This window comes from Luteimonas lutimaris, from assembly GCF_039537065.1.
In the GTDB taxonomy this organism is placed as follows: domain Bacteria; phylum Pseudomonadota; class Gammaproteobacteria; order Xanthomonadales; family Xanthomonadaceae; genus Luteimonas; species Luteimonas lutimaris.
This window is the reverse complement of the sequence record NZ_BAAAZU010000029.1, coordinates 1-26,358: the sequence shown is the minus strand read 5'-3', so window position 1 is coordinate 26,358 and position 26,358 is coordinate 1. Positions and strand designations below refer to the sequence as shown.

At 70.6% G+C, this 26,358-nt stretch carries 28 protein-coding genes and 1 pseudogene; 22 read left to right on the top strand and 7 right to left on the bottom strand.

The genetic code is table 11. The features are described from left to right. Positions 1–5 precede the first annotated feature (5 nt). Positions 6–2,735, bottom strand: coding sequence for a serine/threonine-protein kinase (locus ABD679_RS12690; RefSeq protein WP_344760360.1), 2,730 nt, complete (start codon positions 2,733–2,735; stop codon positions 6–8). Between the two features lie 99 nt (positions 2,736–2,834). On the opposite strand from ABD679_RS12690, the gene ABD679_RS12685 reads away from it, so the two are divergent. The 8 genes from ABD679_RS12685 to ABD679_RS12650 all read left to right on the top strand — a co-directional run bounded on the left by ABD679_RS12685 (position 2,835) and on the right by ABD679_RS12650 (position 8,237). Next, positions 2,835–3,731, top strand: coding sequence for a diguanylate cyclase (locus ABD679_RS12685; RefSeq protein ID WP_344760359.1), 897 nt, complete (start codon positions 2,835–2,837; stop codon positions 3,729–3,731). A gap of 127 nt (positions 3,732–3,858) precedes the next feature. Beyond that, on the top strand, positions 3,859–4,371 hold the full coding sequence (locus ABD679_RS12680) for a histidine phosphatase family protein (protein WP_344760358.1): 513 nt from the start codon (positions 3,859–3,861) through the stop codon (positions 4,369–4,371). A gap of 20 nt (positions 4,372–4,391) precedes the next feature. Next, complete coding sequence (gene nfi / locus ABD679_RS12675; protein WP_344760357.1) at positions 4,392–5,069, top strand: deoxyribonuclease V; 678 nt, start codon at positions 4,392–4,394, stop codon at positions 5,067–5,069. 80 nt (positions 5,070–5,149) lie between these two features. Then, positions 5,150–5,560: a hypothetical protein gene (locus tag ABD679_RS12670; RefSeq protein WP_344760356.1), complete on the top strand. Its 411-nt coding sequence runs from the start codon at positions 5,150–5,152 to the stop codon at positions 5,558–5,560. A gap of 130 nt (positions 5,561–5,690) precedes the next feature. Next, a complete protein-coding gene (locus ABD679_RS12665) occupies positions 5,691–6,551 on the top strand; it encodes a pirin family protein (protein WP_344760355.1) in 861 nt (286 codons plus the stop codon). A 105-nt stretch (positions 6,552–6,656) separates the two neighbouring features. Then, a complete protein-coding gene (locus ABD679_RS12660; RefSeq protein WP_344760354.1) occupies positions 6,657–7,100 on the top strand; it encodes a hypothetical protein in 444 nt (147 codons plus the stop codon). 164 nt (positions 7,101–7,264) lie between these two features. Continuing rightward, positions 7,265–8,002: an aquaporin Z gene (gene aqpZ, locus ABD679_RS12655; protein ID WP_344760353.1), complete on the top strand. Its 738-nt coding sequence runs from the start codon at positions 7,265–7,267 to the stop codon at positions 8,000–8,002. A 79-nt stretch (positions 8,003–8,081) separates the two neighbouring features. Continuing rightward, complete coding sequence (locus tag ABD679_RS12650; RefSeq protein WP_344760352.1) at positions 8,082–8,237, top strand: hypothetical protein; 156 nt, start codon at positions 8,082–8,084, stop codon at positions 8,235–8,237. Between the two features lie 476 nt (positions 8,238–8,713). Here the strand turns inward: ABD679_RS12650 and ABD679_RS12645 are convergent, their stop codons facing one another. From ABD679_RS12645 to ABD679_RS12635, 3 genes are all read right to left on the bottom strand, one after another. Beyond that, a complete protein-coding gene (locus tag ABD679_RS12645) occupies positions 8,714–9,565 on the bottom strand; it encodes a pirin family protein (protein WP_344760351.1) in 852 nt (283 codons plus the stop codon). A 167-nt stretch (positions 9,566–9,732) separates the two neighbouring features. After that, positions 9,733–11,871: a bifunctional 23S rRNA (guanine(2069)-N(7))-methyltransferase RlmK/23S rRNA (guanine(2445)-N(2))-methyltransferase RlmL gene (gene rlmKL, locus ABD679_RS12640; RefSeq protein WP_344760350.1), complete on the bottom strand. Its 2,139-nt coding sequence runs from the start codon at positions 11,869–11,871 to the stop codon at positions 9,733–9,735. 121 nt (positions 11,872–11,992) lie between these two features. Beyond that, entirely contained in the window at positions 11,993–12,523 is a 531-nt protein-coding gene (locus tag ABD679_RS12635; RefSeq protein WP_344760349.1) for a YqiA/YcfP family alpha/beta fold hydrolase, read from the bottom strand. Positions 12,524–12,545: 22 nt separating this feature from the next. Between ABD679_RS12635 and ABD679_RS12630 the strand changes: the two genes are divergently transcribed. The 4 genes from ABD679_RS12630 (at position 12,546) to ABD679_RS12615 (ending at position 16,349) form a co-directional block, all read left to right on the top strand. Continuing rightward, the gene (locus ABD679_RS12630; RefSeq protein WP_344760348.1) at positions 12,546–13,133 is read left to right on the top strand and encodes an N-acetylmuramoyl-L-alanine amidase; all 588 of its coding nucleotides are present in this window, start codon (positions 12,546–12,548) and stop codon (positions 13,131–13,133) included. Positions 13,134–13,362: 229 nt separating this feature from the next. Further along, a complete protein-coding gene (locus ABD679_RS12625) occupies positions 13,363–14,286 on the top strand; it encodes an acyl-CoA thioesterase (protein WP_344760347.1) in 924 nt (307 codons plus the stop codon). Between the two features lie 7 nt (positions 14,287–14,293). After that, positions 14,294–15,139, top strand: coding sequence for a hypothetical protein (locus tag ABD679_RS12620; protein ID WP_344760346.1), 846 nt, complete (start codon positions 14,294–14,296; stop codon positions 15,137–15,139). A gap of 55 nt (positions 15,140–15,194) precedes the next feature. Beyond that, on the top strand, positions 15,195–16,349 hold the full coding sequence (locus tag ABD679_RS12615; protein WP_344760345.1) for an RNA polymerase sigma factor: 1,155 nt from the start codon (positions 15,195–15,197) through the stop codon (positions 16,347–16,349). A 103-nt stretch (positions 16,350–16,452) separates the two neighbouring features. On the opposite strand, the gene ABD679_RS12610 is transcribed toward ABD679_RS12615, so the two are convergent. Beyond that, on the bottom strand, positions 16,453–17,028 hold the full coding sequence (locus tag ABD679_RS12610; RefSeq protein ID WP_344760344.1) for an EF-hand domain-containing protein: 576 nt from the start codon (positions 17,026–17,028) through the stop codon (positions 16,453–16,455). 216 nt (positions 17,029–17,244) lie between these two features. Between ABD679_RS12610 and ABD679_RS12605 the strand changes: the two genes are divergently transcribed. Next, positions 17,245–17,982, top strand: coding sequence for an arginyltransferase (locus tag ABD679_RS12605; protein ID WP_344760343.1), 738 nt, complete (start codon positions 17,245–17,247; stop codon positions 17,980–17,982). After that, a complete protein-coding gene (locus ABD679_RS12600; protein ID WP_344760342.1) occupies positions 17,979–19,196 on the top strand; it encodes an endonuclease/exonuclease/phosphatase family protein in 1,218 nt (405 codons plus the stop codon). The genes ABD679_RS12605 and ABD679_RS12600 overlap by 4 nt, the downstream gene beginning before the upstream one ends. A 451-nt stretch (positions 19,197–19,647) precedes the next feature. Here the strand turns inward: ABD679_RS12600 and ABD679_RS12595 are convergent, their stop codons facing one another. Next, a complete protein-coding gene (locus ABD679_RS12595) occupies positions 19,648–20,073 on the bottom strand; it encodes a hypothetical protein (protein ID WP_344760341.1) in 426 nt (141 codons plus the stop codon). A gap of 111 nt (positions 20,074–20,184) precedes the next feature. Between ABD679_RS12595 and ABD679_RS12590 the strand changes: the two genes are divergently transcribed. The 8 genes from ABD679_RS12590 (at position 20,185) to ABD679_RS12555 (ending at position 25,725) form a co-directional block, all read left to right on the top strand. Then, positions 20,185–21,108: a hypothetical protein gene (locus ABD679_RS12590; RefSeq protein ID WP_344760340.1), complete on the top strand. Its 924-nt coding sequence runs from the start codon at positions 20,185–20,187 to the stop codon at positions 21,106–21,108. 303 nt (positions 21,109–21,411) lie between these two features. Then, positions 21,412–22,239: an SPFH domain-containing protein gene (locus tag ABD679_RS12585; protein WP_425561903.1), complete on the top strand. Its 828-nt coding sequence runs from the start codon at positions 21,412–21,414 to the stop codon at positions 22,237–22,239. 10 nt (positions 22,240–22,249) lie between these two features. After that, entirely contained in the window at positions 22,250–22,567 is a 318-nt protein-coding gene (locus tag ABD679_RS12580) for a hypothetical protein (RefSeq protein WP_344760337.1), read from the top strand. After that, positions 22,564–22,770, top strand: coding sequence for a type II toxin-antitoxin system antitoxin (locus ABD679_RS12575; RefSeq protein ID WP_344760336.1), 207 nt, complete (start codon positions 22,564–22,566; stop codon positions 22,768–22,770). Before ABD679_RS12580 ends, ABD679_RS12575 begins: the two co-directional genes overlap by 4 nt. Further along, positions 22,767–22,946: a DUF4177 domain-containing protein gene (locus ABD679_RS12570; RefSeq protein WP_344760335.1), complete on the top strand. Its 180-nt coding sequence runs from the start codon at positions 22,767–22,769 to the stop codon at positions 22,944–22,946. Before ABD679_RS12575 ends, ABD679_RS12570 begins: the two co-directional genes overlap by 4 nt. 2 nt (positions 22,947–22,948) lie before the next feature. Further along, entirely contained in the window at positions 22,949–24,289 is a 1,341-nt protein-coding gene (locus ABD679_RS12565) for an alpha/beta hydrolase (RefSeq protein WP_344760334.1), read from the top strand. 37 nt (positions 24,290–24,326) lie between these two features. Further along, positions 24,327–24,914, top strand: coding sequence for a PH domain-containing protein (locus ABD679_RS12560; protein ID WP_344760333.1), 588 nt, complete (start codon positions 24,327–24,329; stop codon positions 24,912–24,914). A 10-nt stretch (positions 24,915–24,924) separates the two neighbouring features. Further along, positions 24,925–25,725 carry a M15 family metallopeptidase gene (locus ABD679_RS12555; RefSeq protein ID WP_344760332.1) on the top strand — a complete coding sequence of 267 codons (801 nt, stop codon included), beginning with the start codon at positions 24,925–24,927 and terminating at the stop codon, positions 25,723–25,725. 11 nt (positions 25,726–25,736) lie between these two features. On the opposite strand, the pseudogene ABD679_RS12550 reads toward ABD679_RS12555, so the two are convergent. Beyond that, positions 25,737–26,288: pseudogene (locus tag ABD679_RS12550) on the bottom strand (integron integrase); the annotation flags it as partial. Positions 26,289–26,358: the final 70 nt, after the last annotated feature.

Here is a 26,358-nt window from a genome sequence, read left to right as displayed (position 1 = left end):
CGCGATCAGCGCTGCGCGGTGGCTTTCCCGCTTTCCTCCGCCTCGACATTGCGCAAGTTGGCCACGAACTCCTTCTGGCGCTCGTCGAGCTCGGCCTCCGGCGTTTCCAGCAGAGGCGTCACGTAGCGCGCGCGCAGCCGCGCGGCCTCCTTGCCGTGTCCGGCGGCGGCCAGCTCGGCTTCCAGCTGCCAGGCGATCTCGACGGTTTTGGCGTCGCGCGCGCCGAGCAGGGATTCGCGGATGCCGAGCAGCGCCCGGTGGCTGGCGATCGCCAGCGCCGTGTCGCCCACGTCGTCGGCGGCCTGGGCGCGGATGTCCAGCGCCGCCTGCGCCTGCGGATGGCGGTCGCCGAGCACCTCGCGTGCCTCGGGCAGCACGGTCTCGAGCAGCGCCAGCGACTCGCGGCTGCGGCCGGCCTGCATCAGCGTGCCGGCGTGGTTGACGAGGATGTAGAGCGTGTCGGGGTGACGCGGCCCGAGCACGCGCGTGCGCGCTTCGATCACCTCGTCCTGCATTTCGAGGGTCTTGTCGAACTGCTCCAGCCGCGCGTACAGCGTGGACAGGTTGAGCTTGGCGCGCAGCGTGCGCGGATCGTCGGCGCCGAGCACGCGCGTGCTCGCCTCCACCACCGATCGCGAGATCGGCAGCGCCTGTTCCGGCTGGCGGTTGTCGATCAGGAAGCTGGCCAGGTTGCCGCGCTCGGACAGGGTCTGCGGATGTTCGGCGCCCAGGCGGCGCGTCTGCGTCTGCACCAGCTGGCGCTGCATCGCCAGCGCGCCTTCCCTGTCGCCGGTCATGACCCGCATGACGGCGAGGTTATGCAGCGAGTCCAGCGTTTTCGGATCGTCGTCGCCGAGCACCTCGCGACGGATCGGCACCATCCGTTCCAGGTAGTCGCGACCGAGCTCCGGCTCACCCATGCGTCCGAGCAGGATCGCCAGGTTGTTCTCGATGTCCATGACCGCCGGATCGCGTTCGCCGCGCGCGGCCAGGCTGCGCTCCAGCAGCGATTCCAGCGCCTGCCGCGCGGCCTTGCGGTCGCCGAGGGCGGCAACTGCGAGGGCGTGGTCGAGCTGCAGCCGGATGCGCAGCGGCTCGTCCGGCGGCAGCGCGCCGGCATGCGCCAGGGCCTGCTCCAGCACCTGCTTCGCCTGCGCCGGTTGCGCCGCCGCCAGCAGTGCGGAGGCCTGCTCGCTGCGCGCGCGCAGCGTCGGCGTGGCACCGGCCCCGAGCGCGGCCTCGCGATCGTCCGCGACCTGCCGGTAGCCGTCGGCGGCGGCATCGGGCAGGCCCAGCGCGTCACGCACCCGCGCCACTGATTCACGCAGGTCGTTGGCCAGCAGCGGCTCGTTGCCGAAATCGCTGGCGATGGCCTGTTCGGCGCCAGCCAGCAGGTTGTGGTCGATCAGGCTGCGGGCGATGTCGGCGGTGCTCGCATGCGCGAGGGTGGCTTCCACCGCGGCGCGCGCCTCCGGCGTGGCCTTCGTCGCCTGCGCGCGCAGTCCTTCGGCCATGCCGATGCCCATGGCCTCGATGTCGATGCCTTCGAGCATGGACTGCTGGAACGCCGCCACCTTTTCCAGCTCGGCACTGCGCTGTTCGGCGATCGCGCGCTGCGCGCGCGCCTGCTGCAGTCCGTACAGCGACATGGCCAGTCCGCCCAGCAGCGCCACCAGCGCGACCGATGCCGCGGCCAGCCCCACGCGATGGCGGCGCACGAACTTGCCCCAGGCGTAGCGGCGCGTCGCCGGCACCGCCGCCAGCGGCCTGCCGTCGAGGAAGCGCTGCAGGTCGTCCGCCAGCGCGCCGGCGGAGGGATAGCGGTCGCCACGGTCGTGGCGCATGGCGCGGGCCACCACCCAGTCCAGCTCGTGCCGCAACACGCGCCGCATCTGCACCGCGCGCAGGCCCTGCCCGCGCGCCACGCGCTCGGCGTCGCCCGGCGGCAGCGTGGCCAACTGTTCAGAAGGCAGCCGCAGCGTGCGCGTGCTGGCCACCTGCGTTTCACCTGCGAGCTCCGGGCGCTGCCCGGTCAACACCTCGTACAGCACCACGCCCAGCGAGTACACGTCACTGCGCGTGTCGACCAGCGACTGGTCGCCACCGGCCTGCTCCGGGCTCATGTAGTCGGGCGTGCCGGCGACTTCGCGGCCCCCGGCCATCGACGACGCGGTGGCGATGCCGAAGTCGATGATCTTCGGCAGCGCGCGTCCGTCGACCTCATCCACCAGCAGGTTGCCCGGCTTCAGGTCGCGGTGGACCACGCCCTTCTGGTGCGCGTGCTGCACGCCTTCGCAGATGCGGATCATCAGTTCGATGCGCTGGCGCAGCGACAGGCCGTGCTCTTCGCAGAACCGGGTCAGCGGGCTGCCGGCGATGAACTCCATGGCGAAGAACGGATGCCCGTCGGCGGTGGTGTCGGCATCGAACACCTGCGCGATCGCCGGATGCCGCATCTGCGCCAGCAACTGCCGCTCGACCTCGAAATAGGCCAGGTGGCGCGCCTCCAGGCGCTGCCTGCGCAGCAGCTTGAGCGCGACCGTGCGGCGCACCGGTTCGAGCTGCTGCGCGCGGTACACGTCTCCCATGCCGCCGCGCCCGAGCAGTGCCTCGATGCGATAGCGTCCCAGGCGTGCGCCGGGCTGCAGCACGTCGCCGCCGCCGCTGTCCGGCGCGGGCCCGCGCGTGGCGAGCAGTTCGGTACGGTCGGGGTCGTCCCCGGCGCGCGTGGTCATGGTGCTCCCCCCTGCAGGCAGCAGCCGCATGGTACCGGAAGCCCCTGCCCGGTCGCAGGATTGTCGCTACACTGCAGCCCGGTCCCGCGCCCTGCCTACATGGACACCCGCACCGGCCCTTCCGAAACCACGCAGCGCACGCTGCCCAGCAGTGGTCCGCGTGGCGCGACGCCGCGTTCGGCGTGCGTGGTCGTGATCCATGGCGAAGGCCTGGGCGCACGCGCGGACATCGGCGGCGCGCGCGTGCTGGTGGGCCGCTCGCAGGAAGCGGACCTGTGCATCGCCCACAAAAGCGTCTCGCGCGAGCACTGCCAGGTCTGGCGCGACGGTGACGAATACCGCGTCCGCGACCTCGGCGCGACCAACCCCACCCGCGTCAACGACGAGCCGGTCACCGAGGCCGCGCTGGCCGACGGCGACCACGTTACCGTCGGCGAGAGCATCCTCAAGTTCATCAGCCACACCAGCGTCGAGGCGAACTACCACGAAGAGATCTACCAGCTCGCCACCCGCGACGCGCTCACCGACCTGTGCAACCGCCGCCATTTCACCGAGCAGGTGGACCGCGAGATCGCCCGCGCGCTGCGCCACGGGCGGCCGCTGTCGATGTGCATCGTCGACGTCGACCTGTTCAAGCCCATCAACGACCGCTACGGCCACATCAGCGGCGACGAGGTGCTGCGCGCGATCGCCGCCCAGGTCCAGCGCCATGCGCGCCACGGCGACCTTGCCGCCCGCATCGGCGGCGAGGAGTTCGCGGTACTGCTGCCCGAGTGCGACGCGACCGCCGCGCACGCCTTCGCCGAGCGCCTGCGCGCCGACGTGGCGGCGACCCTCTTCGCCCCCGGCGACGAATCGCAGCACATCACCGTCAGCATCGGGATCGCCGGCCTCGCCCCCGGCCGCAACACCCGCAGCCGGCTGATGGCCGCCGCGGACGCCGCGCTGTACCGCGCGAAGGCCGACGGCCGCAACCGCGTCCGCATCGCGGACTGAGCCGCGCACCTCGCCGCGATGCCGTTCCGCGCATAATGACGCGCCGGCGCGTTGCCGCCGCCCTTCCAGCCTTCGTGCAGCCGCCCCGAGGCGGCATCCGCCCCGCATCCGAACAGGAGAACACCAGATGTCCGCCGCGTTCCGCCTCCTGGCCGCCACCTGCCTGCTTGCGCTGGCCGCCTGCGCCACGATCCCCGTGCTGTCGCCGTCGGTGACGTACATCGTCGTGCGCCACGCCGAAAAGGCGACCGACGATGCGCGCGACCCCTCGCTGAGCGACGCCGGCCTCGCGCGCGCCGCGGCGCTGGCCGCGCTGCTGCAGTCGCGCGACGTGGTCGCCACCTACGCGACCGGCTTCCGCAGGACGCGCGACACCGCCGCGCCCACCGCGGTCGGACACGACGTAAGCATCACGACCTACGACGCGCAGGCCCCGGCGGAAACCGTCGCCGCGCGCCTGCGCCGCGGCCACGACCGCGGCACGGTGCTGGTGGTCGGGCACAGCGACACCGTGCCGGGCATCGTGTCGGCGCTGTGCGGCTGCGAGGTCGCGCCAATCGACGAGAGCGACTACGGCAACCTGTTCGAGGTCCGCATCCGCGACGGCCACCCGCCCGAACTGCTGCACCGGCGCTACTGATGATGGTGGCAGGCGCGGGAATGGAGGAGGAATGGGACGGGGACGTCGCGGCTGCGCGGGCGCTGCAGGAGGCGCTCGCCGAAAAGGTCAGCCTGCGCGACGGCTACGCGAAGCCGCTGCGCACCATCGCCGGCTTCGATGTCGGCTTCGAGGACGGCGGCGACACCACGCGCGCCGCGGCGGTCCTGCTCGACGCCGATACGCTGGAAGTGCTGGCCTCGGAGATCGCGCGCATCCCCACGCGCATGCCCTACATCCCCGGCCTGCTGTCGTTCCGCGAGCTGCCCGCGCTGCTGCTCGCACTCGAGGCGCTGCCGCAGGCGCCGGACCTGGCGTTCGTCGACGGCCACGGCATCGCCCATCCGCGCGGACTGGGCATCGCCGCGCATTTCGGCGTGGCGACCGGCCTGCCGAGCATCGGCGTGGCAAAGAAGATCCTGGTCGGCAGCGGCTCGGAACCCCACGAACTGCGCGGCGCCTATACGCCACTGCGCCACAAGGGTGCGCAGCTGGGCTGGCTGCTGCGCAGCAAGCTGCGCTGCAACCCGCTGGTGGTGTCGCCCGGGCACAGGGTGTCGATGGCGTCGGCGGCGGACCTGGTGATGCGCTTCACCGGCAGCTACCGGCTTCCGGAGCCGACGCGGCTGGCCGATCGCCTCGCGTCGCGCCGCGACGAAAAGCACGCCGCGCGCCACTGACCGCGGGTCGGGCCGCGTTCACCCCCGGCACGCGCGTGCGTGCCTAGAATCGGGCTTCCCCCGATCAAGGACGTTCCCGCATGCGCATGTTCCTGCCCCACGCCGCCACGTTCGCCGGCCTGCTGCCGCTGCTGTTCGCCGCTTGCACCACCTCGCCCGCCGGCGCCAGCGACATGCGCACCATCGCTGCCGGCGACAGCTTCGCGATGACCGCCGGCGAAGGCGTTGCGCTTGCCGACCGCGGCACGCTGCGCTACGTCCGGGTCACCAACGATTCGCGCTGCCGGCCCGGCCGCCAGTGCGTCTGGGCGGGCGACGCGACGGTGGTCTTCGAATGGACGCCTGCTGCCGCCGACAAGCCGGAATCCTTCAGCCTGCACACCGGCCGCGGCGACCGCAGCAAGGACCTGGACGGACAACGCCTGACCCTGGTCTCGCTGGACTTCGCCGCGGAGCCGGAAGCGCAGCTCACGCTCGAAGCGCTGCCCTGACGGAAGCAGCGGGCCCGCTTGCGCCGCCGCAATCCGTCCCCGGACCCGGGACGCAGCGTTGCGGCGCGGCGCTCGCGATGCGCGCGGCGGGGTGCGATGCTGGCACCCTGCTCCGAGCGAGGACCCGACCATGACCACGATCATCGCCCCGCGCACGCACGATCTGGGCGGCTTCGAGGTGCGCCGCGCCGTGCCGACGATCCAGGCCCGCAGCGTTGGCCCGTTCGTGTTCGTCGACCATATGGGTCCGGCCGTGTTCGAACCCGGACTGGGCATCGACGTGCGCCCGCACCCGCACATCGGCCTGGCGACGGTGACCTTCCTGTGGAGCGGGACGATCCGCCACCGCGACACGCTCGGCTTCGACCAGGACATCAGTCCCGGCGACGTCAACTGGATGACCGCCGGCCGCGGCATCGCCCATTCCGAACGCACGCCGCAGGCGCTGCGCGAGGGCGAACATCCGCTGCACGGCATGCAGACCTGGGTGGCCCTGCCGAAGGCGCACGAGGAAGTCGAACCCGCGTTCCACCACCACGGCGCGGCCAGCCTGCCGCAGGTCGAACTCGGGGGCGCGGTGCTGCGCGTGATCGCCGGGCGTGCCTGGGGCGAGGAATCGCCGGTGAAGGTGTTCGCCGACACCTTCAACGTGGCCGTCGACCTGCCCGCCGACGCCGAGATCACCATCGACGACCGCGCCCCGGAGCGCGCGCTGTACGTGCTCGAAGGCCAGGCCCAGCTCGACGGCGCCGACATCCCGGAAAAGCACCTGGCGCTGATCGACCGCGGCGCGCGCGCCGTGCTGCGGGCGAAAACACCGGTCAAGGCGATGCTGTTCGGCGGCGAACCGCTCGACGGGCCGCGCCACCTGTGGTGGAACTTCGTGTCCTCGTCGAAGGAGCGCATCGAGCAGGCCAAACAGGACTGGGTCGCCGGCCGTTTCGGCAGGATCGCCGGCGACGACGAGTTCATTCCCCTGCCTGAGCGCTGAGCCCGGGATTGCGGTCCATCATGTGATACCCGTCACGATTTGCATCCGTGATGGGGGTCAACTATGTTCGGGCAACGTTTGTTCCACGTACGCAAGGGGGTGCGTATGAACCTGCTCCGGATCCTTCCACTGGCCTGCCTGCTGGCTGCCGGCGCCGCGCAGGCGCAGTCGGCCGGCGAATGCCCGCAGCTGCCCGGCGACGCCAACCTGACCTGGTCGGCCATGACCGGCGACGATTTCGTCTTCTGCAAGGCGCTGCGCGAGGACGGCGGCGAAGTCTTCGCGGTGATGATCTCGAAGGACTCGCCGTTTGATCCCCGCCGTGCCGACCGCGCGGAAAAGGCGGTGATCGATGGCCACGAAATGCGCTGGTACCGCGGCGAGATCGCCTCGGCCCCCAACGCAGAGGTCCGCGAAGCACTGATCAAACTCGACGACGGCCGCGTCGCCCACATCTCGCTGCACGCCGACTCCGAGCCGGAGCTGGCCGAGGCGCTCGACCAGGCCCAGTCGCTGCGCTTCCGCGGACCCCAGCTCAGCAGCAACTGACGTCCTGCCCCGCCCTCGCGGGGCTGCGGGCCGTGCCCCCTGCACGGCCTGCTCGTGGCCGCCTCCCGGTCCTGCGGCCTTCACGCCGCGCGAACATCTTCGCGGCGCAATTGTTCCAGCATTTCCCCCGGCCCTGCTGCGGGCCCTTCAACGGGGAAACGAACATGACGAAACGACTTGCGGCCGAGCTGCTCGGCACGTTCTGGCTGGTCCTTGGCGGTTGCGGATCCGCCGTCCTGGCCGCGCACGTGGTGGGGGCCGACGGATACCAGTTCGGCATCGGCTACATGGGCGTGGCACTGGCCTTCGGCCTGACCGTGCTGACCGGCGTCTACGCGTTCGGGCACATCTCCGGCGGGCACTTCAACCCGGCCGTCACCGTCGGCCTGTGGGCCGGCGACCGCTTCCCGCTCAAGGACGTGGTGCCCTACATCGTCGCGCAGGTGGTGGGCGCGATCGCGGCAGGCTGGATCCTGTTCCAGATCGCCAGCGGCCAGGCCGGCTTCGCCATCGATTCCAGCTCGGCGGGCGCATTCGCCAGCAACGGCTACGGCGCGCTGTCGCCGCAGGGCTACTCGGTGGCGGCGGCGTTCCTGTGCGAAGTGGTGATGACCGCGTTCTTCCTGCTGGTGATCATGGGCGCCACCCACGGCCGCGCGCCCGTGGGCTTCGCCGGCATCGCCATCGGCCTGGCGCTGACCCTGATCCACCTGATCAGCATCCCGGTCACCAACACCTCGGTGAACCCCGCCCGTTCGACCGGCGTGGCGCTGTTCGCGGGCGCGGGCGCGATCAGCCAGCTGTGGCTGTTCTGGGTCGCCCCGTTCCTCGGCGGCCTGCTGGGCGGCATCGCCTATCGCTGGCTGGGACGGGAAGACGAGGACGTGGTGGGAAATCCCTGAGCCGGGATATTCCGCTCCGCGACTGACAAAAGGGGCCTGTTGGCCCCTTTTGTTTGCCTGCAAGCGAGGCAACCCGCTGTTGCTGTTGCTGTTGCTGTTGCTGTTGCTGTTGCTGTTGCTGTTGCTGTTGCTGTTGCTGTTGCTGTTGCTGTTGCTGTTGCTGTTGCTGTTGCTCTGGCACTCGCCCTTCGGGCCGGCTTCGCCGTTCTGCGCTGCTCCTGCAGCGCAGTGGTGACTTTTGCCAAGACAAAAGCGACCCGCGCTTCAGTGCGGAAGCTGTTGATCTTGCTTTCATCTCGTGGCGTGAAACGTGGCGCGGGTCTGGCGACAGCGACAAGATCAACAGCGTTTCGCGCGCTGAGCGCGCGAGCCACCTTTCTTTGCTTGTGCAAAGAAACCTGGCGCAAAGAAACACACCCCGCCTGCGCGCCCGCCGCTGCGCGCCGGGTCCACGGAGCCGGCGGGATTTTCCGAGGGGGCATCCTGCCCCCACGGAAAACGCCGCACATCCATGTGCGGCGCCCTGCGGGTCTTGTCCGCCGGCTCCGCCGCTTCGGAGGGGCCCCGAAGATCAAGATCAACGGCAACAGCAACGGCAAAGTCAAAACCACGGCAACGGCGGTGTAGCGCCCGTGCCTGGGACTTGCACATTGGATCGCTACAAATGGACCTGCTCCCGCAAACGAGAGCAGGCACCGCAAGGTCGACGGGCTAGAAGCGGCCTTCCTGGAAATCCACGAACGCCTGCATCAACTCCTGCCGCGTGTTCATCACGAACGGCCCGTGCCGGGCGACCGGCTCGCGCAGCGGACGGCCCGACACCAGGATCAGGCGCGCGCCGGACTTGCCGGCCTGCAGCTTCACCACGTCGCCGCCGCCGAGCACGCCCATCTCGTGCGTAGCCAGCGCGCGCGCATCCTCGCCGTCACCCAGCGCAGCGTCGCCTTCGAACACGTAGGCAAAGCTGTTCTGGCCTTCGGGCAGCGCGTATTCCCACGCCGCGCCGGCGTCAAGCGTGACGTCGAGGTAGACCGGGTCGGTCGCCGGCTGCACGATCGGGCCGCGCACGCCATCGACTTCACCGGCGATCACCTTGACCGCGACGCCCGCGGACGGCTGCACGTGCGGGATCTTCGCCCCATCGAATTCCTGGTAGCGCGGGTCGACCATCTTGTCCTTCGCCGGCAGGTTCACCCACATCTGGAAGCCGCGCATGCGGCCTTCCTCCTGCTCGGGCATCTCCGAATGCACCAGGCCGCGGCCGGCGGTCATCCACTGCACGCTGCCGGGGACCAGCAGGCCCTCGTTGCCGTGGTTGTCCTTGTGGCGCATGCGGCCGTCGAGCATGTAGGTGACGGTCTCGAAGCCGCGGTGCGGGTGGCTCGGGAAACCGGCGATGTAGTCCTCTGCCTGGTCGGTGCCGAACTCGTCGAGCAGCAGGAACGGATCGAGGTCCGGCAGCGCCGGGCCGCCGATGACGCGGGTGAGCTTGACCCCGGCGCCGTCGGACGTGGCGGCGCCGCGGACCTGGCGGACGACGCGGGCGTAGGGGGTGGTCTGCATGGCGGACTCTCCGTGGAAGTGATTGGAAGGAGATGGCGCCATCATGCGCCGGGAACAGGACCACGGCTGGAACGCAGGGTTGCCGGAGGCGAAAGGCTTGCGAAGCCGTCAAAGCCCCTCTCCCGCTCCGCAGGAGAGGGGCCGGGTACTTCGCCGCATTGGGGGGCCTAGCGCGCCTGCAGCCGCCAGGCGCGGTGAATGCGCGGGTTGCGGGCGAAGTCCTGCGGGATCGTCTGCGCGCTGATGTCCTCGCAGTCGGCGAATTCCGCGATGGCATCCGCGTCGAGCCGGAAGCGGCGGAAGTTGTTCGAGAAGTACAGCGTGCCGCCCTGCGCCAGCCGCGCCACCGCCGCGCGCAGCAGGCGCACGTGCTCACGCTGCACGTCGAAGTCGTCGGCGCGGGCGGAGTTGGAGAACGTCGGCGGGTCGCAGAAGACCAGGTCGTAGCGGCCGCGGTCGGCTTCCAGCCAGGCCACGGCGTCGGCCTGCACGAGCCGGTGTGCGCTGCCGCCGATGCCGTTCTCGCCCAGGTTGTCGGCCAGCCACTGCAGGTAGGTCGCCGACAGGTCGACGCTGGTGGTTTCCGCCGCGCCGCCCACCGCGGCCTGCACGGTCGCCACGCCGGTGTAGCAGAACAGGTTGAGGAAGCGCCGGCCGCGCGCCTCCTGGAAGATGCGCCGGCGCAGCGGCCGGTGGTCGAGGAACAGGCCCGTGTCGAGGTAATCGAACAGGTTCACCTGCAGCCGCGCCTGCCCTTCGCGCACGACAAAGCTTTCCCCGCCTCCCGCGCCGGCGCGCGAATACTTGCTACCGCCCTTGCCGCGCGCGCGGGTCTTGATGGCGACGCGCTCGCGCGGAACGCCAAACACCTCGCGCGCGGCCGCCAGCACCTCGCCGAAGCGGCGGCGCACGTCGGCCTCGGGGATGTTCGCCGGCGCCGCGTACTCCTGCACGTGCAGCCACAGCGCGTCGGGATCGTCGGCTTCGGTGTAGACGTCGATCGCGGCGGCGTACTCGGGCAGGTCCGCGTCGTAGGCGCGGAAGCAGTCGACCCCTTCGCGCGCGCGCCAGGACTTGAGGTTGCGCAGGTTCTTGCGCAGCCGGTTGGCGAGCATCTGCGCCCCCTCGGACAGCGCGCGCGGCTGCGCGTCGTCGCGCATGGCAGGACGCACCGGGTCGCAGACGATCAGGCTGCATTCGAGCGCACCGTTGAACAGCTGGTATTTCCTGCGCGCGTGCAGGCCGGTGGCATGCGCCAGCTCCGCGTCGCCGCACAGCAGGCTGGCGCGCCAGCCGGGCACCGCGCGCTTCAGCGCATCACCGAGCGCGCGGTACAGTGCCGCATCGGCGGCCAGGCGCGCGTCATAGGGCGGATTGCAGGCGACCAGTCCGCGCGGCGCCGGCTGCACGGGCAACGCGGCGACGTCATGCACCTCGAAGCCGATCGCGTCACGCAGGCCAGCCGCGGCGGCGTTCTCGCGCGCGGCGCGGATCGCATGCGGATCGAGGTCGCTGCCGGCGAAGACGTCGCGCAGGGCGGCGCGCCCGGCACGCTCGCGTTCGTGCGCCCGCGCATACAGGTCCGCCCAGGCCTTTTCGTCGAAGCCGCGCCAGCGCGAGGGCAGCACGTCGCCGTGGCGCAGCAGGCCCGGCGCGACGTCCGCGGCCATCAGTGCACCCTCGACCAGGAGCGTGCCGGAACCGCACATCGGGTCGAGCAGCGCGCCGCCCTCGGCGTACAACTGCGGCCAGCCGCCGCGCAGCAGCACCGCGGCGGCGAGGTTTTCCTTCAGCGGCGCCTCGCACTGCGCGCGACGCCAGCCGCGGCGGTGCATCGGGCCGCCGCCCAGGTCGACCGACAGGATCGCCCTGCCCTTGCGCACGACCAGGTTCAGGCGCAGGTCCGGGGATTCGACGTCCACCGACGGCCGCGCGCCGGTCGCCGCGCGCAGGGTGTCGACCACCGCGTCCTTGACCCGCAGCGCGGCGTAGCGCGCGTGGGTGATCGCCTCACCCGACACGTGCGCATCGACAGCCAGGGTCATGGTGTCGTCCATGTGTTCCGGCCACGGCAGCAGGGCCGCGTGCCGGTACAACGCGTGCTCGTCCTCGCAGGGGAATTCGGCCAGCGGCCACAGCACCCGGCTCGCGAGCCGCGACCACAGCACGGCGCGCTGCGCGTCCTGCAGCGTGCCTTCCACGTTGGCGCCGGCGATGGTGGCGGTGGCGTGCGGGCAGCCGAGCGCGAGCAGCTCGTCGACGAGCAGGTACTCGAGGCCCTTGGCGCAGGAGGCGAAGAATTTCATGGGGATACTGCTCCTGGCGCTTCGGGTGCCTGCGCATGTCCAAGAACGTCATTCCAGCGAAAGCGGGAATGACGACGCGGGGTGCAGGAACAACCGGAACGACCGACCGACAAAGCGTGCATCACAACCCCGCCAGCAGCGCCGCGAACGCGTCGGCCGACGCGTCCACGTGCCCGGCGAGCCGGTGCGAATCGTCCACCAGCTGCAGCCGTGCGCGCCGCGCATGCGCCCAGTCGACCACCTGCCGTGCGGGGATCAGCTCGTCGTCCCAGCCGTGGATGATCGATGTCGGCACGCGCGCCGCGTCCAGCGCCGGCGCGGGTCCCATCGCCACCGGCGGCGCCATCAGGAACAGGGCCCTCACCGGCACTTCCAGCGACACCCGCGCCGAAATCCAGGCGCCGAGGCTGGAGCCGGCGAGCACCAGCGGCCCGCGCGCGGCGGCGTCGCGTGCCAGCGCCAGCAGGCGCTGCAGGCGCGCCGGCACGTCGCCGAGTTCGCTGGCCTGGTGGCGCGCGTCGAGGTCGGTGTAGTCGGGGCGTTCATGGGTCCAGCCCAGCCGCCCGGCGGCCTGCGCCAGCGCGGTGACCTTGGTCGCGTCGGGGCCGCTTTCGAAACCGTGGGACAGGATGCAGTGGCCGCGTGCGCTCATGCGCGAATGCTAGCATCGCCCGATGCCGACCGATCCCGATCCGCGCGCACTGCAAGTCTCGCCGCTGCCCTACGAAACGCGGCTGGAAACGCGCCCGCTGTCGCAGGTGGACCTGGTCGTCATCCACTGCACCGAACTGCCGGACCTGGCCACCGCGCGCGAATACGGCGAGCGCGTGCTGTATCCGCAGCGCGCCGACGGAAGCGGGGGCACCGGCAACAGCGGCCACTACTACATCGACCGCGACGGCACCTGCCACCGCTACGTCGCGCCCGACCGCATCGCCCACCACGTGCGCGGCTACAACCCGCGCTCGATCGGCATCGAGCTGGTGAACGGCGGCCGCTTCCCGCACTGGCTGGACTCGCGCCACCAGGCAATGGAAGAAGGCTACCCGGAGGTGCAGCTCGACGCCTTGGCCGCCCTGCTGGCCGCGCTGCAGCTTGAACTGCCGGCGCTGCGTTACATCGCCGGGCACGAGGACCTGGACACGGCGATGGTGCCGGCCAGCGACGACCCGGCGATCCTGGTCCCTCGCAAGCGCGACCCGGGGCCGCTGTTTCCCTGGCAGCAGGTGCTGGAGGCAGTGCCGCTGCAGCGGCTGGCGTGAGACCCCGGCACCACGGGGACCTGCAGGAGCGGCTTCAGCCGCGAGCTTCTGAGCCTCTGCCTTTGCTTTCGTAGGAGCGACGGAAGTCGCGAAGCCTTCCCCGCGAACCCGGTCGCGACTTCCGTCGCTCCTACAGGCGAGGCACAAGCGCTCGCGGCTGAAGCCGCTCCTGCAGGGGTCCACGCCGCGCGCCCGTATAATCCGCGACGACCCCGCGCCCAGGCCCGCCATGCCCCCGTCCACGCTGAAACCCGTGGTTTCCGAGCTGATCGAACTGCTGTCGCTGGAGCGGCTGGAGGACAACCTGTTCCGCGGCCAGAGCCGCGACATCGGCACCAAGTACGTGTTCGGCGGCCAGGTGCTGGGGCAGGCGCTGTCGGCGGCGCAGGCGACGATGGAGCAGCCGCGCGGCGCGCATTCGCTGCACGCCTACTTCCTGCGCGCCGGCGACATCGAGCACCCGATCGTCTACGACGTCGACCGCACCCGCGACGGCGGCACGTTCTCGGTGCGCCGGGTCACGGCGATCCAGCACGGCCAGGTGATCTTCTTCTGTGCGGCGTCGTTCCAGCAGCAGGAAACCGGCGCCGAACACCAGCTGTCGATGCCCGAGGTGCCCAGGCCCGAGGACATTGACCCGGCGCCGGCGATCCCGCCCGACGTGCTGGCGACGCTGCCGACCAAGGTGCAGCGCTGGCTCGACCGCATGGGGCCGTTCGAGTTCAGGCACGCGGCTGTCAATGGGTATGGCCCGCGCGACGAGCTCAACCCGCCCAAGCGCCCGCCGTTCCAGCAGTTCTGGTTCCGCCTGGCCGAAAAGGTCGGCGACGCGCCGGAGCTGCACCGCGCCCTGCTCGCCTACGCGTCGGATTTCCACCTGCTCGGCACCGCGACCTTCCCGCACGGCATCAGCTACTACCAGCCGGACGTGCAGATGGCCTCGCTCGACCATGCGCTGTGGTTCCACCGTCCGTTCCGCGCCGACGACTGGCTGCTGTACTCGATCGACAGCCCCAGCGCGCAGGGCTCGCGCGGGCTGGCGCGCGGGCTGATCTACGACCGCAGCGGCCAGCTGGTCGCCAGCACCGCGCAGGAAGGGCTGATCCGCGTCACCGATGGCGAATCGGCCTCGCACGTGCCGGCGAAGAAGTGAGCGCGGCATGAGACAGGTCTTCACCAGCGCCCGGCACGAGAACGTCGAACGCGTCGCCGAGCTGCTGCGCGACGCGGGCATCGAGGTGCGCATCACCAACGGCCGCTCGTACAAGGGCCGGCGGCGCGGCAACTTCAGCTACCGCGACCGCGACAGCGACCAGCCGAAGCCGGCGGTGTGGATCGTCCGCTCCGCCGACCAGCCGCGCGCGCGCGCGATGCTGCGCGATGCCGGGCTGATGGATTCGTCGAAGAACGATCCCGACAGCTACGTCGCGATGAGCTTCCGCGGCACGATCCCCGACCCGGGCCGGCGCAACACCGCGATGCGCCGCGCGTCGCGGATCAAGCTCGGGCTGCTGGTGGTGATCGTGGCGATCATCGCGCTGACCTACATGACCCTGCCGGGCCCGGGCGAAGGTCCAAAGGAGGATGCGCCGGCCGCAGTCGCGTCCGCGCCCGCGACCGCGGGAGGAACCGCCCCGGTTCCCGACCTGGTCGGTGCAGGGGGCAGGCCCACGCCGGATTCGCTGGCGATCGCACTGCTGCGCGGCGAATTGCCGGACCGCGCCGGCAGGACCGCCTGCATCGCCGTCGACGGCAGCGACCCCGCGCCGGACCTGCTGGCAGCGCTGCCGCCCTCGCCCGGCAGCGTGCTGCCGGTATCGGAGTGCCCGGCACCGGTCGAGGGCCAGCCGGCCGCGGAGGTGATCGCGATCGGCAAGTACGAGGCCAACGACGCCGGCACTGGCACCATCTTCATGCAGCGCCGCCGCGTAGGCGGCACGCCCGTGCCGCAGTGGTACGACGTGCGCCGCGACGGCGACGGCTGGCGGATCGTGCAACCGCTGTAGCGGTCACATCCGCCCCGCGGCGACGTCATGTAGGCAGGCCATCGAACTGGACGCTATGAACGCCGAAGCCATCGACCTGCTGGTCCGCACCGAACTGCCCGCCGCGGCGCGCGGCGACCGCGACGCCTACGGCCGCGTCGTCGCCGCCTGCCAGAACACCGTCACCGCGGTGGCCCTGGCGATCACCCGCGACGTGCCGGCCAGCGAGGACATCGCCCAGGACGCCTTCCTCGCCGCCTGGCAGAACCTCAAGCGCCTGCAGAATCCAGCAAGCTTCCTGCCCTGGCTGCGCCAGATCACCCGCAACCTCGCCCGCGACCACCTGCGCGCGAACCGCCACCGCCCGCTCGATGGCGAAGGCGCGGAAATCGCGATCTCGCTGGCCGCCGACACGTCGCCCACGCCCGCCGAACAGCTGGTCGAGGACGAGCGCGAACAGGCCGCCGCGGAACTGATCGCCGCACTGCCCGACGATAGCCGCGAGGTGCTGCTGCTGTACTACCGCGAGGGCCAGAGTTCGCGCCAGGTCTCGGCCCTGCTGGGCCTGTCCGACGCCGCCGTGCGCAAGCGCCTGTCGCGCGCACGGCAGGGACTGCGCGAGGACCTGCTCAAGCGATTCGGCGAGTTCGCGCGCAGCAGCGCACCGACGGCGGCGTTCACCGCCATCATCTCCACCGCGCTGGCCACCGCCAGTCCGCCCGCCGCGGCCAAGGGCATCCTCGCAGTGGCCGCCGCCGGTGGCGCAAAAACCGCCGGCAAGGTCCTGCTCGGCGCGGCGGGCAGCATCGGCATCGGCATCGCCGCCGCGCTGGCGGGCATCTGGCTCGGTCTGCGCAGCCAGCTCAAGGGGGCGATCGACGAGCGCGAGCGTTCGGAACTGGTGCGCAGCGCAGTCATCAATTCGCTGGCATCGATCGGCTTCGTGATCCTGCTGGTGCTGGTGGCATCCAGCACGCACGGCCTGCTCCGGACCATCGCGGCGGTAGCGCTCACGCTCGGATTCATGGCCGTGATCGTCTACCAGTCACTGGTGGTCCAGCCCCGAGCATTGCGGCGACGCCATGCCATGGAAGCCGCGCGCGACCCCGTCGCCGCAGCGAAACGCCGGCGGCGCGAACGCATCAACTGCTGGATCGGCTTCATCATCGGCATCACGTGCGGACTGGGCGGGCTGATCGTCGGATTGATGTCGACCGGGAACCATCCGTAGCGCCACGCCCACCGCACGGGCCAGTGGCAGGACTTGCTGGCGGATGGCGCAAAAAGGCCCGCGCCTTTCGACGCGGGCCTTCCCCTTCGGCGCATCCTGCGCCTTACCTCACCGGCGTTTCGGCGCCCTGTCGCTTGCCGGCGTGCATGCCCTTCCAGTCGCGCTTCGGCGCACAAACCTCGTGCATGTTCGAATACTCGACGCGGCTGAGCTTGCCGTCGTTGTTGAGGTCGGCCTTGTCGAAGCATTCGCTGCGGCGCTGTTCCATGCGCGCCTTGAAATCGGCACGGTCGATGTAGCCGTCCTTGTTGAAGTCCATGTCCGCGAAGCGCGCGGCGAACTTCTCGTTGGCCGCGGCCTCGGCCTTGCTGATGCGACCATCCTTGTCGGCGTCGAGCCTCATCATGCCGGCGCCGCGATGGCCACGGTGGCCGCGATGGCCGAACCGCAGTTCGTCGCCGGCCAGCTTGCCGTCCTTGTCCTTGTCGAGCTTGTCGAAACGCTCGGCCAGGCGCGGCGCGGCGGCGGCTTCGGTGCGGTCGATCGCACCGTCGTTGTTGGTGTCCAGCTGCATGTGGCGGACCGGCTTGTCGGGCGTGGTCGCCGCCTGCTGGGCGGCTGCGGTACCGGCGGTCGCCAGCGCGAGGGCCAGGGTGGTGAACAGGATCTTGCGGTTCATCGATGTCTCCGTTACGGCAGCGACGGTGCCGCCATCACGACAGTCAACGCATGCCCGCTGCAGCGGATGACACGCCGGCGCCGACATTCAGCACCCGGACAGTCGCAGCGCCTGCGAGCGCGGGCGCTATGCTTGTCGCATGCCTGCCCGTCCCGTTCCCTGCCCCGTCACGCGCCAGCGGCCGTGCCGGCCGTCCGTTGCGATGGTGCGTTGACCATGGGCAGCACGCCACAGCGCGACGACGACAACCTGCGGATCTTCGACACCGGCGCGCATCCTTGCGGCTACTTCCCCGAGCGCACCGCGCGCGACCTGGTGCTCGATCCGCGCGACCCGCGCCTGCCGCGGTTCTACCCGCAGGCGCTGGAGTGGGGGTTCCGTCGCTCCGGCGACCTCGTCTACCGCCCGCATTGCGGGCAGTGCCGCGCCTGCATCGCGGTGCGCATCCCCGTCGAAGACTTCGTGCCCGACCGCAGCCAGCGCCGCTGCCTGCGCCGCAACGCCGACCTCACCATGCGCGTGGTCGCCGCGCAGCGCACCGACGAACAGCTCGCGCTCTACCAGCGCTACCTGAAGGCGCGCCACCGCGATGGTGGCATGGACGACCACGGCGCCAGCGAGTTCGAGCAGTTCCTGGTCGGCGCCTGGTCGGAGGGCCGGTTCCTGGAATTCCGCGCCGGCGGCCGCCTGCTGGCGGTGGCGGTGACCGACTGCACCGACCGCGCGCTTTCGGCCGTCTACACCTTCTTCGATCCCGACGAATCCGCGCGCGGGCTGGGAACGTACGCGATCCTGCGGCAGCTCGCGTGGGCACGCGACGAAGGCCTGCGCCACCTGTACCTGGGCTACTGGATCGAAGGCCACCGGAAGATGGACTACAAACGCCGCTTCCGCCCGCTGGAAACATTCACCGGGCGCGGCTGGCGGCGACTGGAGCGTGGAGACGATGCATGAAGCGGTTCCTTCCCCTGTCCCTGTTGTTGCTGGCCTGCGCCGGCTGCGTGCGCATCAACGTGCACGGTGACCCGGATGCGTACTTGAAGCAGCTGGACAACAGCGGCGCGCTGCGCGTGGCGACGTACAACACCTCGCTGTACGACGACGCGGCCGGCGGCCTGGTCCGGCGGCTGGAAGCAGGCGACGAAAACGCGCGCAAGGTCGCCGCCGTGCTGCAGCGCGTGCGCCCCGACATCGTGCTGCTCAACGAGTTCGACTACGACCCCGCGCATCGCGCCGCCGACCTGTTCCGGCACGACTACCTCGAACACGCGCAGCCCGGCGGCGGCGAACCGCTGCGCTATCCATACCACTACCTCGCGCCGGTCAACACCGGCGTGCCCAGCGGGCTGGACCTGGACGGCAACGGCAGCGCGGGTGGCGAGGGCCGCGCCGGCGGCAACGACGCCTGGGGCTACGGCCTGCACCCGGGCCAGTACGGGATGCTGGTGCTGTCGCGCTACCCGATCGATGCGGCCGCGGTGCGCACCTTCCACCTGCTGAAGTGGAACGAGCTGCCCGATGCCGCACGGCCGATGCGCGCGGATGGCACGCCCTACTACCCGGACGACACCTGGACGCAGCTGCGGCTGTCGTCGAAGTCGCATTGGGACGTCCCCATCCGCACGCCGCGCGGCATGCTGCACCTGCTGGCCTCGCATCCCACGCCGCCGGTGTTCGACGGCCCCGAGGACCGCAACGGTGCGCGCAACGCCGACGAGATCCGGCTGTGGCGCGAATACATCTCACCCGGTTACCGGCCGTGGCTGTGCGATGACGCCGGCCGCTGCGGCGGGCTCGATGCCGGCGCGCGCTTCGTCATTGCCGGCGACCTCAACAACGACCCGGCCGACGGCGACGGACGCCACGAGGCGATCGTCGAGCTGCTCGAACACCCGCGCGTGCTGCGCCAGGCGACGCCGCGCAGCGAAGGCGCGGTCGAAGCCGGCGCCAGGCATGCCGCCGATGGCATCGCCCACCGCGGCGCAGCGGCGCACGCGACCGGCGACTTCGGCCCCGGCGTCGGCACGCTGCGGCTGGACTACGTGCTGCCGTCCACCGGCATGCGCCTGCTGGACAGCGGCGTGTACTGGCCGAAGACCGGTGAGCCCGGCAGTGACGTCATCGATGCGAGCGACCATCGCGCGGTGTGGGTGGACGTGCGCCTGTAGGTCGGCGGGACTTGCAGGAGCGGCGGAAGTCGCGAGCTTTTGGCCAGCGTGCCCGCGCAGGCGGGGACAGGGACGTCCTGCGCGGATCGAGGGATCGCGGCCATGGCCGCTCCCACAAGGCTCCCGCAAGGGCGCCCAGCGCATGCATCGCAAGGTGCATCGGTGCATCGGTGCATCAGCGCACCTGCGTATCAACGCATCGGAATCGGCATCCCCGCGCAGGCGGGAAGCGCTTTACAACAGCCGAAGGCTGGTCATCCAGTCATCCTGATTCCGGTCGATGGAAGAGCTCGCGGCTGAAGCCGCTCCTGCAAAGGCACCCGTGCATCGGAACGCGTCATCCCCGCGCACGCGGCGCTTTACAACGGCCGAAGGCTGGTCATCCAGTCCCCTGATTCCAGCCGACGGGAAAAGCTCGCGGCTTCCGCCGCTCCTGCTGATCTGCCTGGAATCAGGGCTTGCCGGGTTCTTCCGCCGCCGGCTCAGGGGATGCGGCCGGCGCCGGCGACTGCGCACCGGCCTCCGGCTTCCCTTCACTCCCCGCATCCGCCGGCGCAGCCGCGCTGCCGGCGACGTTCGCCACCACCGGCTCCGGCCTGGCCGCCACCTTCGGCCCGAAGCCGAAGCTCTCGTCGCTGCGCGTGGAGACGATCATCCGCACCATGCTGGTCGGCACCATCAGTTCCAGCGCGACCTCACGGTTCTCCGAGTCGCGTCCCTGCAGGGTCATTTCCACCAGCGCGCCGCCGGTGTCGATTTCGTTGCACAGCACGTGCGCGCCGGTCGCGCCTTCCTGCAGGTAGGGCCGGATCGCGTCGCCCAGCGCTTCGAGTGCCTGCGGGAAGAAGAAGACGGCGTAGCCGTTGGATTCGTTCATGGGCCGTGGTTGTCCTGTTCGTGCCGGGTGGCAATCGCTGGATTCTAGCGGCCGGCACGAGGCGCGACAGCGGTGTTTCGCGGCGGCGGCGCGTCATGCGATGCTGGCGCCATGACGCCGCGCCGCCCGATCCGCCGCCTGCTGCCGCCCGTGCTTGCGGCGCTGCTGGCCGCGTGCACCGCACAGGCGCCGCCGTTCGCGCAACTGTCGGGCATGCTGCTCGACGCGCACCTGGACGAGATCAGCGGCCTGGCGGCATCGCGCACGCATGACGGCGTGCTGTGGATGCTCGACGACGGCGGCAACCCGGCGCGCCTGTTCGCAGTCGGCACGCGCGGCGGCGTGCAGGCCACGTTCGAGGTGGCCGGCGTGGCCAAGACCGACTGGGAAGACATCGCCGCCTTCGAGCTCGACGGCCACCACTACCTGCTGGTGGCCGATACCGGCGACAACGGCGGCCTGCGCCGCAGCCTGCAGCTGCACGTGATCGAAGAGCCGGCCTCGCTCGGCGAAGATGCCCGGCGCGCCCCGCTCAAGCCCGCCTGGTCGATCGCCTTCCGCTGGCCCGACGGCGCGCGCGACTGCGAGGCGGTGGCCGTGGATGCCGAACGCGGCGAGATCCTGCTGGTGTCGAAGAAGCGCACGCCGCCGGAACTGTTCTCCCTGCCCCTGCGGCCCGACGACGAGGGGCTGCAGGTCGCGCGCAAGCTGGGCGTGCTGGCCGGCGTGCCGGTGCCCGATGCCGAGGCGCTGCGCGCCAACGAGCGCATGGCACGGATCCGCCACCAGGTCACCGCCGCCGACGTTTCCCCCGACCGCGGCCGTCTGGCGGTGATGACCTACAACGAAGTCCTGCTGTACCGCCGCCGCGGCGACGAGTCCTGGGCCGAGGCGGTGGCACGCAAGCCGGTCGTCCACGACCTGCCGTGGCTGCCGCAGGCCGAGGCCCTGGGCTGGGATGCCGAAGGCCGCGGCCTGTATGCCACCGGCGAGTTCGCGCCGGCGCCGCTGCTGTACCTCAACCCGGGGGAGTGAGTGGGGTTCGGCCCCTTCCGCTCGTGCACGAGCGGCTTCAGCCGCGAACCCTTGCCTGTGCAGGAGCGACGGAAGTCGCGAAAGCCGTCCCCGCAAAACAGTCGCGACTTCCGTCGCTCCTACGGGATTGGAAGGCCCGCGGCCAAGCCGCGGGGGTGCGGGTTTTGCGGTCGACCGGGCCACGTGCCACTTGACGATGTGATATCAATTTGATATCAATTCATTGTCCATTGGGGACACGAGAGACCCGCCATGAAAGAAAATCCGATCCGCTCCCTCTCCGGCATTCCGATTCTGCTTTACATGCTGTTGGGCGCCTTCGCCGCCTTCTGGCTGTTCATCAGCGGCCTCGGCGCGTTCGACACAGGCAAAGCGTCACCGTTCTTCCTGATCATCAGCATCCTGCTGACCATCGCCATCGTGTTCGGCCTGGCCGGCCTGTACATGGTCGAACCCAACAAGGCGGCGGTGCTGAGCCTGTTCGGCAAGTACGTCGGCACCGTCAAGGACAACGGCCTGCGCTGGAACAACCCCTTCTTCAACACCCGCAAGGTGTCGATGCGGGTGCGCAATTTCGAGAGCGGCAAGCTCAAGGTCAACGAACTCGACGGCAGCCCGATCGAGATCGCCGCGGTGATCGTGTGGCAGGTGGTGGATTCCGCCGAGGCGGTCTACAACGTCGACGACTACGAAAGCTTCGTCCACATCCAGTCCGAGTCGGCGCTGCGCACGATGGCCACCAGCTATCCGTACGACCAGCACGAGGAAGGCCAGGTCGCGCTGCGCAGCCACGCCGCCGAAATCAGCGAGCACCTGCGCGACGAACTGGCCGAGCGCCTGTCCGACGCCGGCGTGCAGGTGATCGACGCGCGCATCAGCCACCTCGCCTACGCGCCGGAAATCGCCCAGGCGATGCTCCAGCGGCAGCAGGCCAACGCCATCATCGCCGCCCGCACGCGCATCGTCGCCGGCGCGGTGGGCATGGTGGAAATGGCGCTGGACGAGCTGCAGAAGAACGGCGTGATCGAACTCGACGAGGAGCGCAAGGCCAACATGGTCAGCAACCTGCTGGTCGTGCTGTGCAGCGACCGCGCCACCCAGCCCGTCGTCAACACCGGCTCGCTGTACTGAGGACGCGACCGTGGGCACCGCCAACCTCGCCGCCATCGTGTTCGCGCTTTCCAGCGCGCCGGCGTTCCTGATCGCCCGCTCGCTGCAACGCGGCACGCAGGACGCCGGCAACGAGGCCAAGGCCCGGCTCGACCGCCGGCTGTCGCGGCTGATGGAAGCGGTCGGCGTGGTCGGGCTGCTGGCGGCGGCGGGGTTGTGGTGGGCCGGCGACGACCGCGGCCGCGCCACCTTCGTGATCGTGGCGATGGTGGTGCTGGTCAACGCGATGGTCGTCGCCGTGCTGCTCTCGTTCTTCGCCGCGCGGCGCAAGGCAAGGCAACGCCCGTGAGCGCGAAGAAGTCCTACCCGCTGCGCATCAACGCCGACGTGCTCGCCGCCGCGCAGCGCTGGGCCGACGACGAACTGCGCAGCCTCAATGCACAGATCGAATACGTGTTGCGCGAATCCCTGCGCAAGGCCGGCCGGCTGCCGAAGCCGGACAAATCGAACACACCGGGCACACCAGGCCCCGGAAACGAGGAAACTCCATGAGCAGGCGATGGCAGTACAAGGTGGTCGAATTGCCGTACAAGGTGTTCGGCGGCAAGCTCAACGATCGGGCCCAGGCCGAGCTGGACAAGCTGGGCGCGCAGGGCTGGGAGCTGGTCTCCGTCGTGCAGTCGCACTATGCCGATGCACTGCGCATGTTCCTCAAGAAGGAGAACTGAAGATGCGAATCCTGCACGCAATGCTGCTGGCCGCGCTGTGCTGCCTGCCCGTCGCGCTCCCGGCAATGGCCGCCGACGGCGATGCCGATGCGGTCGCGACCGCGACCCGCCTGCTCGACCACATGGAGGCCGGCGAGTACGAGGCCGCCAGCGCCGACTTCTCGCCGCAGATGAAGGCCGCGCTGGGCGTCGACAAGCTCGAAGGCGTCCAGCAGCAGCTGGCTGCCGCCGGCACGCAGACCGGCCGCGACGCGCCGCAGGTTTCGCAGCAATCGGGCATGACCGTGGTGGTGGTCCGCGTCCACCGCGAACTGGCCAGCGTGGACGCCACCATCGCCATCGACGGCGATGGCAAGGTCGCCGGCCTGCGCTATGCACCCGCGGCGGCGCCTGCTCCCGAGGCCGCGCCGCCGGAAGCGGATGCCGGTTACCAGGAGCGCGACTTCAGCGTCGGCGACGGCGAGCGCGCCCTGCCCGGCACGCTGGCGATGCCCGCGGACGCAAGCGCCGACGCGCCGGTGCCTGCCGTCGTACTGGTGCACGGTTCCGGCCCGCACGACCGCGACGAGACCGTCGGCCCCAACCGCCCCTTCCTCGATATCGCGCGCGGACTGGCGGCACAGGGCATCGCGGTGCTGCGCTTCGACAAGCGTACGCAGGCGCGGCCGCAGGACTACGCCGACGGCAAGGTCACCATCGACAGCGAGACCACCGACGACGCCGTCATCGCCGTCGACGCGCTGCGCAAGGCGCCGGGCGTGGACCCGGCGCGCGTGTACGTCCTCGGCCACAGCCAGGGCGCGATGATGGCGCCCCGGATCGCGGCGAAGTCCGGCCATGTCGCCGGCCTGGTCCTGTTCGCCGCGCCCGCGCGGCCGATGCTGGACATCATGATCGAGCAGCACATCCGGCTGGCGGTGCTCGACGACGGCAAGACAAGCGACGAAGAAGCCGCGGCAATCGCCAGGCTCAAGGGCCAGGTCGCCGCCGTCCGCGCGGGCGGCGACGTCGCCACCGACGCCTCGCCGCTGGGCCAGCCCGCCGACTATTGGCGCAGCACCGAGGCCGTGGACCCGGTCGCCGAAGCCAGGGCCGTCGCCCTGCCGATGCTGGTGCTGCAGGGCGCGCAGGATTTCCAGGTGGTGGACGCCGACTGGCAGCACTGGAAGGCGGGCTTCCATGACGACCCGAAGGTCGAGTTCAAGCTGTACCCGACCCTCAACCACCTCGGCATCGCCGTCGAGGGCGAGCCCGGCCCGGCGCAGTACACGCAGCCCGGCCACGTCGATACCACGCTGATCGATGACGTCGCCGGCTGGATCAAGGCCGCATCGACGGATTGAAGGTTCGTTCCCGGTCTTTTCCGCCTGCGGAGCTCCCATGGACACGACGCCTGCCTGGCAACTGCAGCCTCCCTCCCCCACCTCGCGCCTGTGGCTGTTCCTGCTGCTGGTCGCGCTTCCGGTCGCCATCGCCGCGGGCGCGATCGCCTATGCGGGCGATGACCCGGGGCCGAAGCAGCTGATCGGCGGCAGCCCGTTGCTCACCAACGCCTTGATCCTGGCCGGCATCCTCGCCCTGACGCTGGCCATCCACTGGCTCATCGCCCGCGCGATGCGCCGGCACGCGGTCACGCTCGACAGCGACGGCCTCGCAATCACCACCAGCTTCTACTCGCGCAGGCTTGGCTGGCGCGAACTGCAGCTGTCACAGGCGCGCATCGTGGACCTGGGCGAACGCACCGAACTCAAGCCCGTGCTCAAGACCAACGGCGCCAGCCTGCCCGGTTTCCACAGCGGCTGGTTCCGCCTGCGCAACCTGCATCGGGCGTTCGTGGCGACCGTCGGCGGCACGCGCCTGGTGTACCTGCCCACGACTGCCGGCTACGACCTGCTGCTGCAGCCGCGCCAGCCGCAGGCATTCGTGCAGCGCCTGGCCGAGCTGGCACCGCCCGGCGCCCGCGACTAACCTGAGCCACATGCGCGGACAGGCCCGGATACTGGTCAACACGCCGGAGATCGAACTCTGGCCCGGCGGCCTGCTGCGCGCGCGCAGCAACCACGATGCGCGCGCCCTCTCACGCGCACGCCGCGTGCTGCGCCGCAAACGCGACGGCTGCTACCTCGCCGCCGAACTGCCCGAAGGCCTGCTGTCGCTGGTGCCGCGCCTGGCGCGCGAACCGGGCATCGACGACGCCCTCGATGCACTCGACCAGCCGCACGCGCACGCAAGGCCCGGCCTCGACGTCGTCCCCACCCTGCCCCTGCAGCGCCTGCAGGCACGGCTCGACAAGCTCGGGCTGGACGCGGACAGCTACGCCGGACGCAGCGGCCTGCCGCTGGTGGCCGAACCGGCCTGGCTTTCGTTTGCAGGCTTCGACCGCTTCCGCCGGCCGCTGTGGCTGCACGCCGACGCCGCGCGCGCCTGGCACACCCTGCGCGACGCGGCAGTGGGCGACGGCATCGTGCTCGACGCCATTTCCGGCTACCGCAGCCACGACTACCAGCTGGGAATCTTCGAGCGCAAGCTCGCGCGCGGGCAATGCATGGACGATATCCTCGCCGTCAACGCCGCGCCCGGCTATTCCGAGCACCACTCCGGGCGCGCACTCGACATCGGCACGCCTGGCGAGCCGCCGGCCGAGGAATCGTTCGAAGCGACGCCCGCGTTCGAATGGCTCACGCACCACGCCGGCGAACACGGCTTCGCGATGAGCTACCCGCGCGACAACCCGCACGGCATCGTGTACGAACCCTGGCACTGGCGTCACTCGCGCTGAGCGCGCGCCGCCTACCTGTCGAGCGGACTGAGCACCGCGCCCGCGCCGCGGCCCAGCACGTGGGTGTAGATCTGCGTCGTCGCCACGTCCTTGTGCCCGAGCAGCTCCTGCACCGTACGGATATCGTGCCCGGCCTCCAGCAGATGCGTGGCGAACGAGTGCCGCAGCGTGTGGCAGGTGGCCGGCTTGTCGATGCCCGCCAGCCGCCTTGCCGCCTTCACCGCGCGCTGCAGCATGCTGTCGTCGACGTGGTGCCGCCGCTGGCTGCCCGACCGCGGATCGGCCGAAAGCCGCGGCGACGGGAAGACGTACTGCCATCCGGTCTCGCGCGCGGCATTCGGATACTTGCGCGCCAGCGCGTGCGGCAGCCACACCTCGCCAAGGCCAGCCGCGGTGTCGGACGCGTGCAACAGGCAGGCGCGCTCGATGGCGGCCTGCAACGGTTCGCGCAGCTTCTGCGGCAGCGGCACCCGGCGATCCTTGCCGCCCTTGCCGCTGCGCACCACGATTTCGCCGCGCTCGAAGTCCACGTCCTTCACCCGCAGGCGCACGCACTCCATCAACGGGCCTGTCCAAGATTTTGTGTAACCGGGTACCCGGCAGGAGACTGTCGATCTACCCGGAGACACCATG

Excerpts from the sequence above, each read along its gene's own strand:
- ABD679_RS12690 (WP_344760360.1), bottom strand. The coding sequence starts at position 2,735 with ATGACCACGCGCGCCGGGGACGACCCCGACCGTACCGAACTGCTCGCC.
- ABD679_RS12685 (WP_344760359.1), top strand. The coding sequence starts at position 2,835 with ATGGACACCCGCACCGGCCCTTCCGAAACCACGCAGCGCACGCTGCCC.
- ABD679_RS12680 (WP_344760358.1), top strand. The coding sequence starts at position 3,859 with ATGTCCGCCGCGTTCCGCCTCCTGGCCGCCACCTGCCTGCTTGCGCTG.
- nfi (WP_344760357.1), top strand. The coding sequence starts at position 4,392 with ATGGAGGAGGAATGGGACGGGGACGTCGCGGCTGCGCGGGCGCTGCAG.
- ABD679_RS12670 (WP_344760356.1), top strand. The coding sequence starts at position 5,150 with ATGCGCATGTTCCTGCCCCACGCCGCCACGTTCGCCGGCCTGCTGCCG.
- ABD679_RS12665 (WP_344760355.1), top strand. The coding sequence starts at position 5,691 with ATGACCACGATCATCGCCCCGCGCACGCACGATCTGGGCGGCTTCGAG.
- ABD679_RS12660 (WP_344760354.1), top strand. The coding sequence starts at position 6,657 with ATGAACCTGCTCCGGATCCTTCCACTGGCCTGCCTGCTGGCTGCCGGC.
- aqpZ (WP_344760353.1), top strand. The coding sequence starts at position 7,265 with ATGACGAAACGACTTGCGGCCGAGCTGCTCGGCACGTTCTGGCTGGTC.
- ABD679_RS12645 (WP_344760351.1), bottom strand. The coding sequence starts at position 9,565 with ATGCAGACCACCCCCTACGCCCGCGTCGTCCGCCAGGTCCGCGGCGCC.
- rlmKL (WP_344760350.1), bottom strand. The coding sequence starts at position 11,871 with ATGAAATTCTTCGCCTCCTGCGCCAAGGGCCTCGAGTACCTGCTCGTC.
- ABD679_RS12635 (WP_344760349.1), bottom strand. The coding sequence starts at position 12,523 with ATGAGCGCACGCGGCCACTGCATCCTGTCCCACGGTTTCGAAAGCGGC.
- ABD679_RS12630 (WP_344760348.1), top strand. The coding sequence starts at position 12,546 with ATGCCGACCGATCCCGATCCGCGCGCACTGCAAGTCTCGCCGCTGCCC.
- ABD679_RS12625 (WP_344760347.1), top strand. The coding sequence starts at position 13,363 with ATGCCCCCGTCCACGCTGAAACCCGTGGTTTCCGAGCTGATCGAACTG.
- ABD679_RS12620 (WP_344760346.1), top strand. The coding sequence starts at position 14,294 with ATGAGACAGGTCTTCACCAGCGCCCGGCACGAGAACGTCGAACGCGTC.
- ABD679_RS12615 (WP_344760345.1), top strand. The coding sequence starts at position 15,195 with ATGAACGCCGAAGCCATCGACCTGCTGGTCCGCACCGAACTGCCCGCC.
- ABD679_RS12610 (WP_344760344.1), bottom strand. The coding sequence starts at position 17,028 with ATGAACCGCAAGATCCTGTTCACCACCCTGGCCCTCGCGCTGGCGACC.
- ABD679_RS12605 (WP_344760343.1), top strand. The coding sequence starts at position 17,245 with ATGGGCAGCACGCCACAGCGCGACGACGACAACCTGCGGATCTTCGAC.
- ABD679_RS12600 (WP_344760342.1), top strand. The coding sequence starts at position 17,979 with ATGAAGCGGTTCCTTCCCCTGTCCCTGTTGTTGCTGGCCTGCGCCGGC.
- ABD679_RS12595 (WP_344760341.1), bottom strand. The coding sequence starts at position 20,073 with ATGAACGAATCCAACGGCTACGCCGTCTTCTTCTTCCCGCAGGCACTC.
- ABD679_RS12590 (WP_344760340.1), top strand. The coding sequence starts at position 20,185 with ATGACGCCGCGCCGCCCGATCCGCCGCCTGCTGCCGCCCGTGCTTGCG.
- ABD679_RS12585 (WP_425561903.1), top strand. The coding sequence starts at position 21,412 with ATGCTGTTGGGCGCCTTCGCCGCCTTCTGGCTGTTCATCAGCGGCCTC.
- ABD679_RS12570 (WP_344760335.1), top strand. The coding sequence starts at position 22,767 with ATGAGCAGGCGATGGCAGTACAAGGTGGTCGAATTGCCGTACAAGGTG.
- ABD679_RS12565 (WP_344760334.1), top strand. The coding sequence starts at position 22,949 with ATGCGAATCCTGCACGCAATGCTGCTGGCCGCGCTGTGCTGCCTGCCC.
- ABD679_RS12560 (WP_344760333.1), top strand. The coding sequence starts at position 24,327 with ATGGACACGACGCCTGCCTGGCAACTGCAGCCTCCCTCCCCCACCTCG.
- ABD679_RS12555 (WP_344760332.1), top strand. The coding sequence starts at position 24,925 with ATGCGCGGACAGGCCCGGATACTGGTCAACACGCCGGAGATCGAACTC.